Origin of the sequence: Ruegeria sp. SCSIO 43209 (assembly GCF_019904295.1) — a bacterium.
Taxonomy (GTDB): Bacteria; Pseudomonadota; Alphaproteobacteria; order Rhodobacterales; family Rhodobacteraceae; genus Ruegeria.
Map to the genome: position 1 here is coordinate 635,203 of NZ_CP065359.1, position 13,823 is coordinate 649,025.

Below are 13,823 nucleotides of genomic sequence, written 5' to 3' on the forward strand. Positions count from 1 at the left end.
GAGCGCTCTGAAATTAAGTTTTCGTTATGTACAAGTCGAACAAACCCCTGTCCGGGGTTTGTACAACTCGGAAGGTTTACGAACCCAGCTTTTTGCTGACCAGTTCGTTAACGGCCTTCGGGTTGGCCTTGCCGCCGGTGGCCTTCATCACCTGTCCGACGAACCATCCGGCCAGTTTTGGGTTCACCTTGGCCTTCTCAACTTGCGCCGGATTGGCCGAGATGATCTCGTCCAAAGCGGCCTCGATCGCGCCGGTATCTGTCACCTGTTTCATGCCGCGGTCTTCAACGATCTGCGCCGGGTCACCGCCTTCGGTATAGACGATTTCGAACAGATCCTTGGCGATCTTGCCCGAGATGGCATCCGACGAAATCAGATCAATGATACCCGCCAACTGAGCCGGAGACACCGGAGACTCGGTGATGTCGTGGTCTTCTTTTTTTAGGCGACCAAACAGTTCGTTGATGACCCAGTTCGCGGCCAGCTTGCCGCTGCGCCCCTTGGCGACCTCTTCGAAATAAGCCGCTGATTCCACCTCGGCGGTCAGCACCGATGCGTCATAGTCGGTCAGGCCGAACGCACTGATAAAACGAGCTTTTTTATCGTCTGGCAGCTCGGGCAGATTGGCGGCGATGTCATCCACCCATGCCTGTTCGATCTCCAGCGGCAGCAGATCGGGGTCGGGGAAGTAGCGATAATCATGCGCCTCTTCCTTGGACCGCATCGAGCGTGTCTCGCCCTTGTCCGGGTCGTACAGACGTGTTTCCTGATCGATGGTACCGCCGCCTTCGACGATGGCAATCTGACGGCGGGCTTCGACCTCGATCGCTTGCTGGATAAAGCGCATTGAGTTCATGTTCTTGATCTCGCAGCGCGTGCCCAGATGCGAAAAGTCCTGTGTTTCCTGATACTTCTCGTAAGCACCCGGCAAACAGATCGAAACGTTTACGTCCGCCCGCAGGTTGCCGTTTTGCATGTTGCCGTCGCAGGTGCCTAAGTAACGCATGATCTGACGCAGCTTGGCGATATATGCCGCGGCCTCTTCCGGCCCGCGAATATCGGGGCGCGAAACGATCTCCATCAGGCACACACCGGTCCGGTTCAGGTCGACAAAGGACATATGCGGGTCCATGTCGTGGATCGATTTGCCCGCGTCTTGCTCCATGTGGATGCGTTCGATGCGGACCATGCGCGCGGTACCGTCGCCCATCTCGACCAGAACTTCTCCTTCACCTACAATAGGCTGATAAAGCTGGGAAATCTGGTATCCTTGCGGCAGGTCGGGATAGAAGTAGTTCTTGCGGTCAAAGGCCGATTTCAAGTTGATATCCGCTTTCAGACCCAGCCCGGTGCGCACGGCCTGTTCAACGCAATACTCGTTGATCACCGGCAGCATCCCCGGCATTGCGGCGTCCACAAACGCCACGTTCGAATTCGGCTCGGCCCCGAATTGGGTCGACGCGCCCGAGAATAGTTTGGCGTTGGACGAGACCTGAGCGTGCACCTCCATCCCGATCACCAGTTCCCAATCGTGCTTGGCCCCGGCAATGGTTTTGGGTTTGGGCATTTCGTATGTCAGGTCGAGCATGGCGCGCCTCATTTCCGCAGAAGTCTAAGCCTGCGTATTAGGCCCGGCGCGCCAAAGGGGCAAGGGGCAATGGCGCTTTAGTTCCCCGAGAACTGCAGCCCCGACGGTGTAAAGGTCACACTCTGCCCACTGCGCAACTCATCCCGCAACAGATTGGCGATTGCCTTCAGCGCATCGCGGCGACCACGGGCGGCAAAACGCTCGGCCGAGTTGACGCGAAGGCTGTTATTGAACCCGTTCGCCGCGTGGGCCCAGATCAGCGGATGCAGTTCAGTCATGTGATCGCGGATCAGCCAGTTTGCGGCCTCGCAAATCTGTTTGCGGGCAATATCGGCGCGCGGGTTCTGGCCCATTCTGTTCTGCAATGTGACCGAGCAATAGGCCGCCAGCAGGTTGATTGTCTGCTGATCCGGACGACGTGCAACGATATCGCGCAAACCTTCAAGGAAGTATTCGACATCTACCCGCGCGCAGGCCTCGTCATCCAGCGCGATGGCGTCGAATTGCACCCAGGTATACCCACCCGCACCCCAATTTTTCTGGGTCCGTGCGGCGTTTCGCAAGGCTTGCACCTCAAGCTGTTCATAGCTGCCGAACCAGCGTGGCAGCAGGTGGCTGCCCATCGCGCGCATGTGGCGATGGTTCTGGGGATCCAGCGTGATCAGGGCCTCGTATTTATCAGCAACGCGGGTGCGCGGATCAATGTGTCCTGCCAGCAAGGCGCAATCCGCTGCAGCAATCGCCGGACTGTCGGGCAGCGCAGCGCGGCATTTCGGAAGCAGCGCAGCAGCCCGGTCGAAATGCGCGGCACAACGGGATTGGTGCAGCGCCGGCAGCGTGTCCGGGTGCGCCGTCCCGCGCCAGGCCCACGCCAAATCGATATGGGCCAAGGCAACCACAAGCGTGATCATCGGATCATCGGGATGGTTCTGAATCTCGCCTTCCAATTCCGAGATCCCGCCCAGCAGATCATAGTCTGACAGTGCTTTGCCGTCCGACAGCGCGTGCTCGGCCGCCAAAACCACATCGGACCGGGCCCCAAAGGCCAACAGCTCGGAGATCGGCTGCCCGCAAGGGGTAGCCTTGCGCCCCTCATCTGCAGCGCGCATCTCCAGCGACAGTTCTGCCCACATATCCTGCCGCGCCAGATGGCGGCCACGTTCGATCACCTGATGCCCGATCGCATCATTTTCATCTGATTCTGCGATTGGGATGTTCAACTGCCCCGAGGCGACAAGCCATGCAGTAGCATCGGCGACGGACGCAGGCAGAGGTGTAGGGGTGGGATCAGAAGAACCGACAATACGGGCGGCAAAAGCCTTCAAAGACCAAAACATGGCAAAACTCGAACTGGAACAAACTTGTAACCCGTCCAGTTTGCCAAAAAATCTGCTCAAATCAAGACTGCGTCGCGGAGAACCCGCGATTCAGGTGCCAATGTGGCCCAGACTCCATGAATCGTTTCAGAAAACTCTAAAATGATGTCGTTCGACCGCGAATCCCGCCTGATTCAGGACCATTTCGAATTGCTTGTGTGGCGGCAGTGATTCATCGGGTAAACGCACGCGTTTGTCGGATTTCAGAACCGCTGAGACGCGCACCGAGAAATCCCACCGCGTGTCAAACCGGAATCGATCCACCTCGGACAGCTTGAGTTGTCCCTGACGTTGGCCGGTGTGCCAACGCAGGGTTTCATCGGTCAGCTCCATACCTGCGCTGGTGTCCTTGATGACATCCCACAGCGCGGGCAGGGTAGTCAGGGCCAGAAGCGCCATCAGCCACCAGACCGCGTTCAGCAGGATCATCAAAGCGATCAACATCGCGTAAACGCCGATCAGGATCAGAACCGTTCGCTGATTTCGGTTCTGTCGAGTGAACGTAAACGCGGTCATGCGCCCAAGATGCGCGTGACCATTTCGGTCGTGTCCCGAGACAGGTTCGGCGTGTCGGCAATGCGATTCAGTTGTGCAAGTATTAAGGCCTGACGGTCGGCGTCATAGCGTTTCCAAGTTTGGAACACGCTGCACATCCTGGCGGTGGTCTGCGGGTTTACTGGATCAAGTCGGATCAACCAGTCTGCCAGCAGCGCGTAACCTGCTCCGTTCGCTTGGTGGAAGCCTGCGTGGTTGCCTGCTAGGGATCCCATCAAGGCGCGGAAACGATTTGGGTTTTTCCAATTGAAATCAGCATGCTCGGTCAACTTGTGCGCGGTCTCAACCGATTTTTCCGGTCCGGTCATCAAGACCTGCATGGCGAACCACTTATCCATGACCAGCCGGTCATGCTGCCATTGATCATAGAAGGCGGCCAGCTCACGTTCGCCTTTGCCCGCGCGTAGCAGACAAGACAACGCGGCCAACTGCAGGGTCATGTTGTCAGCACGTGCATATTGCTCTGCGGCCTTGGCACCTCCATCCAGTCTCGAGGTCAGCGCAAGCGCCGCGCTGCCCAAGGCGCGTTTGCCTGATTGATCAGCGTCCGGCTGATAAGGCGCGTCCACCAGCGTTTCACTGTTCAGACGGGGGAGCAGGTCTTGAACGTGTTGCGCCGTGGCTTGACGCAAAGTCTCCACCGCTCGCCAGATCGCCATCGGGTCGGGGGTGATGCCCTTGTCAAATAGTGTTGCGGCCAGTTCCGATTGCGTCGGCAGACCCAGCATCAGTGCCCGGTAGGCCGGGTCCAGCGCCTCATTCCGTAGCACTGCCAGCAAGCCGTCAAGATAGTCGGTATCAGGCGTTGCCTCATCGGTGATCATGCGCAGCAGGGTTTCCTCGGCTAGCGACCGCCCTGCCTGCCAGCGGTTGAACGGGTCGGTGTCATGAGCCAGAAGGAAGGCGCGTTCGGCATTGCTGATCTCATGTTCAAGGATCACAGGGGCCGAGAAATCACGCAGGATCGAGGGCACAGGTTTGGCCGTGAGACCGGTAAAGGTAAAACTCTGCTCGGCTTCGGTCAGTTCCAGCACTTCGGTCGCACGTATCTCGTCCCCGTTTGGACCAAGCAGACCCACAGCGATAGGGATGACCTGAGGTTGCTTGTCCTCTTGTCCCGGCGTCGGCTCGGTCCGTTGGTGCAGCGTCAGGGTATAGGTGCCATCGGTCCAGTCTTCGGCAACTGAGACACGGGGGGTACCGGATTGGCTGTACCAACGTTTGAACTGGGTCAGGTCGAGGCCCGTAGTGTCTTCGAATACTTTCAGCCAATCTTCGATCGTGCAGGCCTGCCCGTCGTGGCGATCGAAGTACAGGTCCAGTGCTTTGCTGTAGGCCTCATCCCCGACCAGCCGTTTCAGCATCCCGATCACCTCGGCGCCTTTTTCATAGACGGTTGAGGTGTAGAAGTTGTTGATTTCCTGAAAGCTTTCGGGGCGGACCGGATGCGAGAGTGGCCCGTTATCTTCGGGGAATTGCCGCGCGCGCAGGTCGATGGCATCGTGGATACGTTTTACAGGAGCCGAGCGCATATCCGAAGTGAACTGCGCGTCGCGGAACACAGTCAGGCCCTCTTTCAGGCACAGCTGGAACCAGTCGCGGCAAGTGATGCGGTTGCCGGTCCAGTTGTGGAAGTACTCATGTGCGATGATCGCCTCGATCCGTTCGAAATTCATGTCGGTCGAGGTTTCAGGGCTGGCAAGAACGGCGGAGGAGTTGAAGATGTTCAGCCCCTTGTTCTCCATTGCGCCCATGTTGAAATCGTCCACGGCCACGATGTTGAACACGTCCAGATCGTATTCGCGGCCATAGACATCCTCATCCCATTTCATTGACTTCTTAAGGGCTTCCATGCCAAAGGCGCATTTGCCTTCATCGCCGGGGCGGACCCAGAGATTTAGTTCGACGTCGCGACCGGATTTGGTGGTGAACTGGCCGGGATGGGCGATCAGCTCTCCGGCGACCAGCGCGAACAGATAGGCGGGTTTTGGCCATGGATCGACCCATTCAGCCCAGCCCTCGCCTTTGCCCGAAGGGTTGCCGTTCGATAGCAGCACGGGAAGGTCGCCATTGATGCGCACCGTAAAGGTAGACATCACATCCGGGCGGTCGGGGTAATAGGTGATCTTGCGAAACCCTTCGGCCTCGCATTGGGTGCAATACATGCCGTTCGACATATACAGCCCCTCAAGCGCGGTGTTGTTGCCGGGATCAATCTCGACCACGGCCTCCCACACGAAAGGCGCGTCGGGCACCGTTGCGGTGAGGCCTTCGGCGGTCACTTCAGGCGTGATCACTTCACCATCAATTGCGGCACGGATCAGCTTTAGCTCTTCGCCATGCAGAAAAAACGTGCGGTCGGTCGCCTCGGGGTTCGGGCGGAAGGCGATGCGGGAAGTGACGCGAGTGGCGTGTGCGGCCAGATCGAAGGTCAGATGCACGCTGTCCACTAGAAACCCGAACGGAGTGTAGTCTTTCAGATAAATCGTTGTGGGGGCGGCGTCGCGCATCGGGGGCCTCATCGACTGGGAATCTGGCGCGACGTTATGGGCTTCGCGCGGACGCTGCAACCGATGTGCCATTGCCGCTGTTCATTTGAGACGGTTCGCGCTGGGTCAAATGCCCCTCATGTCGGGACAGAAGTTGCCTATCGGAAACGAACGCCCTAATTGAGGAGCGCATACAATGGCACACAATCGTAGGGGATTCGGAATATGAGCAGCAGAGAGACCCGCAACGGGCTGCAGATTGACCCGGTTCTGGTGGATTTCATCGAACAGAAGGCGCTGCCGGGCACGGAAGTTTCGGCAATTGATTTCTGGGCGGGTCTGGCGCGCTTGGCCAATGAACTTGGGCCGAAAAACCGGGCGCTGCTGGACAAGCGGGCTGACATTCAGGGCCGGATCGATGGCTGGCACGCGGCGCGGCGGGGGTTGCCCATTGACGCGGCTGAATATCAGTCTTTTCTGCGTGAGATTGGGTATCTGGTAGAGGAAGGCGACGATTTCGAGATCGAGACAGCCAGTGTCGACCCTGAAATCGCGCTAATCCCCGGACCGCAATTGGTAGTGCCGATCACCAACGCGCGCTTTGCGTTGAATGCCGCAAATGCGCGCTGGGGCAGTTTATATGATGCGCTTTATGGAACAGATGCGTTAGGCGATCTGCCGACAGGCAAGGCTTATGACGCCGGGCGCGGTGCGCGGGTCATCGCCTGGGCCAAGGCGTTCCTGGATGAGGCTGTGCCGCTATCCGAAGGGTCCTGGGCGGAGGTCTCCGGGTTAAGCGTTAGGGACGGTGCGCTGATACCGAAGCTCGCCGACCCGTCTCAGTTCGCAGGCTACGCTGGCGCAGCTGAAGCACCGGAGTTTGTATTGCTGAGCAACAACGGGTTGCACATTCAAGTCAGGATTGATGCGCATAGCACAATTGGTGCCACCGATCCTGCAGGTATTTCTGATGTCCGTTTGGAATCCGCGCTTTCGACCATCATGGATTGCGAGGATTCTGTTGCTTGTGTCGACGCGACCGACAAAGTGTTGGCCTATGGAAACTGGCTTGGCCTGATGGACGGAAACCTGACCGAAGAGGTTACGAAAGGCGGCACAACCTTCACGCGCAAACTTGCTGGGGATTTGGCCTACAGGGCTCCGAATGGCACGCCAGCCAGCCTGAAAGGTCGGTCGCTGATGCTGGTGCGAAATGTGGGCCATCTAATGACGAACCCCGCAGTGCTGGATGCCGAAGGGCGCGAGATTGGTGAAGGTTTGATGGACGCGCTCTGCACAACGCTGATCGCCATGCATGACCTGAAGCGCGAGGGCGGGAACTCGGTCAGGGGGTCTGTCTATGTGGTCAAACCCAAGATGCACGGGCCCGAGGAAGTGGCGTTTTCGGTCGAGATTTTCGACATGGTCGAGGATATCCTGGGCCTGCCGCGCAATACGGTGAAGCTGGGCATTATGGATGAAGAGCGGCGCACATCGGCCAACCTCAAGGAATGCATTCGGGCCGCAAAATCGCGCGTGGCCTTTATCAATACCGGATTCCTGGATCGGACGGGGGATGAGATTCATACTTCTATGGAAGCAGGCCCGATGCTGCCGAAGGGCGATATCAAGGATACGCCATGGATTGCGTCTTACGAGGATCGCAATGTGGATATCGGACTGGTCTGCGGCCTGAAAGGCAGAGCGCAAATTGGCAAGGGTATGTGGGCCATGCCCGATCGGATGGCGGACATGCTGGCGACCAAGATCGGCCACCCGCAAACCGGTGCAACCTGCGCCTGGGTGCCGTCACCTACTGCGGCAACGCTTCATGCAACCCACTATCACAAGATCGATGTGTTGGCGCGCCAGGATGAATTGGCCGCTGGCGGGGCTCGGGGTACGTTGAATGATCTGCTGACCATACCTCTGCTGGGCGGGCGTAATCTCAGCGCTGGTGAGATCACCCGTGAGATCGAAAACAACGCACAAGGAATCTTGGGTTATGTTGTGCGCTGGATTGATCAGGGTGTTGGCTGCTCGAAAGTTCCGGATATCAACGACATAGGACTGATGGAGGACCGCGCAACCTGTCGGATTTCTTCGCAGGCGCTGGCCAACTGGTTGCATCACGATGTGGTCAGTCAGGAACAGGTGATGGCGGCGATGCAGAAAATGGCCGCGGTAGTGGACCGTCAGAACGAAGGAGACCCGGCCTACAGGCCCATGGCACCGGGTTTTGACGGGGTGGCGTTTCAGGCGGCTTGTGATCTGGTGTTCCGGGGGCGGGTGCAGCCCTCGGGTTATACCGAGCCTGTGCTGCACGCCCGTCGCCTGGAACTGAAGGCAAGTTTGAGCTAGGGGCAAGGGCAGGAACGAGGGGGCTGTCTGCCCCCTCGTGCTCCCCCGAAGGTATTTTTGGCCAGATGAAAAGGATCGGGCATGAACATTTCATTGCGCAAAGCGCGGACCATCATTCGTAAAGCTCTGGAAAAAGGGCGCGAGATGGAGCTGAAACCGCTCTCGGTTGTTGTCCTGGACGCCGGAGGCCACGTGATCTCGTTCGAACGCGAAGATGGCGCCGCGCCGGGGCGTTTTGCAATCGCACATGGCAAGGCTTACGGATCGGTAATGCTAGGTATGGCGGGGACCGCGCAGATGCAGCGGGCCGAAGGGCAGGCCTATTTCATGGCGGCCGTGAACGGGGTTTATGGCGGTCAGGTTGTTCCGGTTCCTGGCGGTGTGCTGCTGCGTGACCGCAAGGGTGCGGTGGTTGGTGCCGTAGGTGTAACCGGCGACACTTCGGATAATGACGCAGCGGCCGCGTTGGCAGGTATCGAAGCCGCTGGGTTGACGGGCGAGATCTGACCCCTTTATCGAACTTCATCAGGGATGTGCGTCGCTGAACACGCGCTTGCGCTACCATGCAGGGTCTGTGCCGTTGCGCGCGGCCAAACCTGCCGATAGGTTTTGCAGGAAATGAGCGATACAAGGGACTTGGAATGGCGCGCCCCGTCGTTGGAATAATCGGCAACTCTTATCTGATGAATGATCAGTATCCGACCCATGCGGGCGGAACGATGAATTCCGAGGCGGTCTCGAACGTGTCTGACTGTCTGCCGCTACTGATCCCCGCCGACCCGCGTTATGTAGCGGTTGATGAGTTGCTCGAGGTTTGCGACGGCTTCCTGCTGACCGGCGGCCGTCCGAACGTTCACCCCGAAGAATATGGCGAGCCCGCAACCGAGGCGCATGGTGAGTTTGACCGCGCGCGGGATGCAATCACGCTGCCTCTGATCCGGGCCTGTGCCGAGCGGGGTCAGCCGTTCTTTGGGATTTGTCGCGGGTTTCAAGAAGTAAACGTCGCCTTGGGTGGTACGCTCTACCCTGAGATTCGTGACCTCCCGGGGCGTCAGAACCACCGGATGCCACCCGACGGCACTTTGGAGGAGAAGTTTGCTCTGCGCCATGTCGTGTCGCTAACCGAAGGTGGTGTGTTCCACCGCCTGCTGGGCGCGGCCGAAGTGATGACCAATACGTTACACGGACAAGGGATCAAGACGCTGGGCGAGAATGTGGTGATCGATGGCCACGCGCCTGATGGCACGCCCGAGGCGATCTATGTCGAGGATGCCCCCGGCTTTACCCTTTCGGTCCAATGGCACCCTGAATGGGACGCGGCGAATGACCCTGTTTCGCGGCCATTGTTCAAGGAATTTGGTCGCGCCGTATACGATTGGAAAAACGCGAAAACGGTCGGGGCGATCCGGCAGTCTGCTTAGTCACGCTAATCTGTCGATGGATCGTTCTAAGGTTTGCCGGCAACATTCGAATAAAAAGATAATTGGATATCTTCCCTGAACCGCGAATTTGCGCCGAGATACCCTTGGCCATATTCAAATCTGACTGGGTTCGGAGCAGTTCATGCACAGCTTTTCAGGAAAGTACCCTCGCGGTTTAAGAGAATTCGTTCCTGCGGCACTTTTTTTGGCGGTCCTGGGAACTGCTGGGCATGCGCAACAATGCAGCTCGGCCGGAGACCTGCTTTACATCGGGCGAACACCTGACTCTTCATCCTCATTGTGGTTATCGCAGACGGAAAGCGGTGCTTTTCGTCTGGAAGCTGCACAGGGCAACACGACCGTTGATACCTGGAGCCGATCTCGGCCCGGAGTTCATCTAAGCTTGTCTCCCTTCGTATCTAATGGATCAGGGGGCGTTCATCGTCTGTTCAAACGCGGAGGGGCACCAAATGGGCGCGACTGTCTGATCGATACGCAAAACCAAAAAAGAGATTGGACGCTGCCGGGTTGGGGTGGTGGCAATGGTGGCGGCGGGGGAGGAAACGGAGGCGGCTCGGGTGGATCCGGCGGTGGCTCTGGCGGTGGCTCTGGGGGCGGCGGCTCGGGTGGATCAGGTGGCGGATTCGGAGGCGGGGGCGGCTTTGGAGGCGGCGGTTCCGGGGGTGGCTTCGGCGGCGGCGGCGGCTCGGGCGGATCCGGTGGTGGCTCTGGTGGCGGATCCGGTGGTGGCTCTGGTGGCGGTTCCGGAGGGTCGGGCGGTGGAATTGGCAACATAGGCGAGACAGGTCGACCCGTTAATCCGCTCTACGTAAGGGGGCGACCTTCGGGCGATGACCAAGCCTGCGTGGCGGATGCGACGGGTAAGCTTGACCCTGCCTTGTGCGATCCGGTTGTCGGCCCTCCGCTGACGGAGGGGCGCGAGTTTGGGCCAGAATCTGTTTGGAATGTATGGACCAATTTCACCTACACAGACATTGAAGACACCCGTGGAAACAGCGAACTGGATGTGAACGACAGCTTTTTCGAAATTGGGATCGACCGTCTTGTCCAAGAAAACCTCGTGCTTGGTTTGCAGCTTGAATACGAAAACACTCAGCTGGACGGCTTTCAGGGGCAGTTTTCTCAGGATACTTCGGGATTCGCGATCGGACCCTATTTCGCCTGGCGGATGTCTGAGAGGTGGGTTCTAAACGGTCTCGCCACGATCGGTCGCTTCTCCACGGATGTGGATGTGCTGGAGCTGAGCGGTGATTTTGATCGCACCCGTTGGCGCGCGAATCTCGAGGCAATCGGACAATATGAGGCTGGAGCTTACTTAATTCGTCCGTCGATCTCGTTTGATTACTATCATTACAGTGCCGAGGATTACGATCTCACCGGGACGTATCTGGGAAATCCAGCCGAGTTTATTGGTGAAATCCAAGAAGCAAAATACAGTGCCCTAACGCCCGAGGTCGAAGTAAGTCGTCCGTTCTTCAATGGCAGCTCTGTCATTTCACCTTATGCATCGCTCAGCGCGACCTATTGGTTTGAACGCGAGAACTTAGGGGGTGGAACAGTTGCAAACACTGACAATGATGTTGTTTGGTCAACCCGTTTGGGTGTGAGAGGACGTACAAGCAAGACGGTGTTTCTGGAGGCTTCAATCGGATATCTCGACGTGTTCGAAAGTGATTTTGAAGCGACGGAAGCTGCAATCTTTCTTTCTGTCAACTTCTAAGGCCATCAGGAAGAGCGAGCGCCGACCCAGAACCGGGTCGGCGCAAATTGATCATACGAGCAAGTCGAACTGCTTGTTCAGCGGCAAGCTGCGCGCGCGTTGGCCGGTCAGGTCGAACAGCGCGTTGCCCAAAGCGGGCATCGACGGCGGTGTTCCCGGTTCACCGACACCGCCCAGATGTTTGTTGGTCTCGAGTATCCGGACTTCCGTGATCGGTGTGCTTTGCATCCGTAACGCATCATAATCCGGGAAATTATACTGTTCGACCTCGCCATCGGCAAAGGTGATCTCTTCTTGAGCGGCGGCAGACAATCCGTAGATCATGCCGCCGATCATCTGCGCTTCGACTGTCGCCGGATCCAAAGCCAAGCCGACATCGCAGGCGATCCAGGCCTTGTTGATGCGGATGGTGCCGTCATCGTCAACCACTTCGATCACCTGTGCGACCGGAGTGCCAAAGCTGTAGGCCATTGCCACGCCACGTCCGACACCATCGGGGGTTTTGCCGGTCCAGCCTGACATCTCTTTCACGGCCTCCAGGCACCTCGCAGCCGGGGCGAACTCGGACCTTGCCAACTCCAGCCGGAACTCCAGCGGGTCGCGCCCGGCGGCATGGGCCATTTCATCCAGGAAGGTCTCGTGGAAGAAGGCATTATGGCTGTTGCCGACCGAGCGCCAGAAGCCCACCGGCACGGACAGATCGGCGACATGACCGCTCATGCGGTAGTTGGGCACCGCGTAGGGCTGGTTAAAAAATCCCTCAACCAGAACCTTGTCGGGGCCACCGCCTGAGAAACCCGTAACACGTTCAACCGCCTGATGGGTCGGCGATTGCGAGGCGACCTTGCCGTCGATCAGAACGGCCTTGCCATCCTTCACTGCCCCTCGCATGCGCGCCATCGCGCCGGGGCGGTAGAAATCGTGACGCATATCCTCTTCGCGGCTCCACGTCGTTTGCACAGGGGTGCCTGGAATGGCCATGGCGACCTTTGTGGCGATCTCGCCGAAATCCAACTCGCCCCGGCGGCCGAAACCGCCGCCCAGATAGGTGGTGTGAATCTCGACGGCTTCGGTGTCCAGACCGGCGGTGTTGGCTGCGCGGATCTGGATCAGGGTCGGGGCCTGATTGCCGCACCACAGGTCCAGCTTGTTACTGGTATAGAGCGCCGTGGCGTTCATCGGTTCCATTGTGGCGTGGGCCAGATAGGGCACGGTATATTCTGCCGTAATCTCGGTGGCACCTTCAGGAAGCGTTTCGACATCGCCTTCATCGCGCATGGTCGAGTTCGGGGCGTCATCAAACGCGTTGGCAATTTGCGCGAATACCGCATCAGTATCGGGCGGATAGGGGGCATCGCCCCAATCCACGTCAATCGCCTCGACCGCCTGCATGGCAAGCCAAGTGTTGTTGGCAATCACCGCGACGCCAGTGCCCAGATCGACGATCTTTTCAACGCCGGGCATGGCTTCTGCAGCACTGGCGTCAAAGCCGTTCATTGCCCCGCCCAGCTTGGGGTTCATGCGGACCGAGGCGAATTTCAGGCCCTCTGGCCTTACATCGATGCCAAAGGTGGCGGTGCCGGTGGATTTGCCCGGAATGTCGACGCGGGGCAGGGATTTGCCGATCAAACGCCATTCGGACGGATCACGCAGGGAAACCTCGGGCGGTTCGATCTGGCCTGCGGCCTCGGCCAGTTCGCTATAGGGAATGCGCGTGCCATCCGGGGCAACCACAGCACCATTTTCGGTCATGAGTTGATCGCGATCGACCCCCAGTTGGTCCGCGGCAGCCTGCTTCAAGGTTTCTCGCGCAGTAGCGCCGGCCATCCGCATCCGTTCGAACCCGTCTTTCATCGAGGTTGAGCCGCCGGTAACCTGCAGGCTTAACGTTTTGCCCAGAACACCCAGTGCCTCACCCAGATTGTGCTGGAAATCCGAGATGTCATAGCCCTTGCCTGGCAGGCTTTCCCCCATAAGAGCATGGTTGTAATAGGCGGCAGCAGCAGGTCCGTGCAGCACACGGATTTCGTCCAGCTCAACATCCAGCTCCTCGGCGATCAGTGCTGCCCAGGTGGTCATAACGCCCTGACCCATTTCAGCGCGGGGGGCGAACAGGGTCACGCCCTGCTGGTCGATCAGAACAAAGGGGCTAAGCGCGGTTTCCCCGTCACGCGGTTTCAGCGGGTTCGCAGCTGGACGCGTGACGTAGTAGGCACCGAAGGCCACTCCACCTACGATGGCGGCAGATCCGATCAGGAATGTGCGGCGAACGATTTTACCGATACGTCCCAT

Annotated in this window: 9 protein-coding genes; 4 read left to right on the top strand and 5 right to left on the bottom strand. The window is 58.5% G+C overall.

What is annotated here, in order from left to right; genetic code table 11:
- Positions 1 to 76: 76 nt before the first annotated feature.
- From gatB to pepN, 4 genes are all read right to left on the bottom strand, one after another.
- Positions 77 to 1,588: an Asp-tRNA(Asn)/Glu-tRNA(Gln) amidotransferase subunit GatB gene (gene gatB, locus I5192_RS03275; protein WP_170612191.1), complete on the bottom strand. Its 1,512-nt coding sequence runs from the start codon at positions 1,586 to 1,588 to the stop codon at positions 77 to 79.
- A 77-nt stretch (positions 1,589 to 1,665) separates the two neighbouring features.
- Positions 1,666 to 2,925, bottom strand: a complete 1,260-nt coding sequence (locus tag I5192_RS03280; RefSeq protein ID WP_170404131.1) for a hypothetical protein — start codon at positions 2,923 to 2,925, stop codon at positions 1,666 to 1,668.
- Positions 2,926 to 3,051: 126 nt separating this feature from the next.
- Entirely contained in the window at positions 3,052 to 3,480 is a 429-nt protein-coding gene (locus tag I5192_RS03285) for a hypothetical protein (protein ID WP_170397141.1), read from the bottom strand.
- Positions 3,477 to 6,029 carry an aminopeptidase N gene (gene pepN, locus I5192_RS03290; protein WP_223118254.1) on the bottom strand — a complete coding sequence of 851 codons (2,553 nt, stop codon included), beginning with the start codon at positions 6,027 to 6,029 and terminating at the stop codon, positions 3,477 to 3,479. The genes I5192_RS03285 and pepN overlap by 4 nt, the downstream gene beginning before the upstream one ends.
- 204 nt (positions 6,030 to 6,233) lie before the next feature.
- Between pepN and I5192_RS03295 the strand changes: the two genes are divergently transcribed.
- The 4 genes from I5192_RS03295 (at position 6,234) to I5192_RS03310 (ending at position 11,531) form a co-directional block, all read left to right on the top strand.
- Complete coding sequence (locus I5192_RS03295) at positions 6,234 to 8,369, top strand: malate synthase G (protein WP_223117755.1); 2,136 nt, start codon at positions 6,234 to 6,236, stop codon at positions 8,367 to 8,369.
- An 81-nt stretch (positions 8,370 to 8,450) separates the two neighbouring features.
- Positions 8,451 to 8,876 carry a heme-binding protein gene (locus I5192_RS03300; protein ID WP_170466015.1) on the top strand — a complete coding sequence of 142 codons (426 nt, stop codon included), beginning with the start codon at positions 8,451 to 8,453 and terminating at the stop codon, positions 8,874 to 8,876.
- Positions 8,877 to 9,010: 134 nt separating this feature from the next.
- Positions 9,011 to 9,790, top strand: a complete 780-nt coding sequence (locus I5192_RS03305; protein WP_170397133.1) for a gamma-glutamyl-gamma-aminobutyrate hydrolase family protein — start codon at positions 9,011 to 9,013, stop codon at positions 9,788 to 9,790.
- Positions 9,791 to 10,193: 403 nt separating this feature from the next.
- Positions 10,194 to 11,531, top strand: a complete 1,338-nt coding sequence (locus tag I5192_RS03310; protein WP_223117756.1) for an autotransporter outer membrane beta-barrel domain-containing protein — start codon at positions 10,194 to 10,196, stop codon at positions 11,529 to 11,531.
- Positions 11,532 to 11,582: 51 nt separating this feature from the next.
- Here the strand turns inward: I5192_RS03310 and I5192_RS03315 are convergent, their stop codons facing one another.
- Positions 11,583 to 13,823 carry a xanthine dehydrogenase family protein molybdopterin-binding subunit gene (locus I5192_RS03315; RefSeq protein WP_223117757.1) on the bottom strand — a complete coding sequence of 747 codons (2,241 nt, stop codon included), beginning with the start codon at positions 13,821 to 13,823 and terminating at the stop codon, positions 11,583 to 11,585.

Bases quoted from the DNA above. Each gene is read 5' to 3' on its own strand.
- I5192_RS03300 (WP_170466015.1), top strand. From the start codon at position 8,451: ATGAACATTTCATTGCGCAAAGCGCGGACCATCATTCGTAAAGCTCTG.
- I5192_RS03315 (WP_223117757.1), bottom strand. From the start codon at position 13,823: ATGGGACGTATCGGTAAAATCGTTCGCCGCACATTCCTGATCGGATCT.
- I5192_RS03280 (WP_170404131.1), bottom strand. From the start codon at position 2,925: ATGTTTTGGTCTTTGAAGGCTTTTGCCGCCCGTATTGTCGGTTCTTCT.
- I5192_RS03305 (WP_170397133.1), top strand. From the start codon at position 9,011: ATGGCGCGCCCCGTCGTTGGAATAATCGGCAACTCTTATCTGATGAAT.
- gatB (WP_170612191.1), bottom strand. From the start codon at position 1,588: ATGCTCGACCTGACATACGAAATGCCCAAACCCAAAACCATTGCCGGG.
- I5192_RS03295 (WP_223117755.1), top strand. From the start codon at position 6,234: ATGAGCAGCAGAGAGACCCGCAACGGGCTGCAGATTGACCCGGTTCTG.
- I5192_RS03285 (WP_170397141.1), bottom strand. From the start codon at position 3,480: ATGACCGCGTTTACGTTCACTCGACAGAACCGAAATCAGCGAACGGTT.
- pepN (WP_223118254.1), bottom strand. From the start codon at position 6,029: ATGCGCGACGCCGCCCCCACAACGATTTATCTGAAAGACTACACTCCG.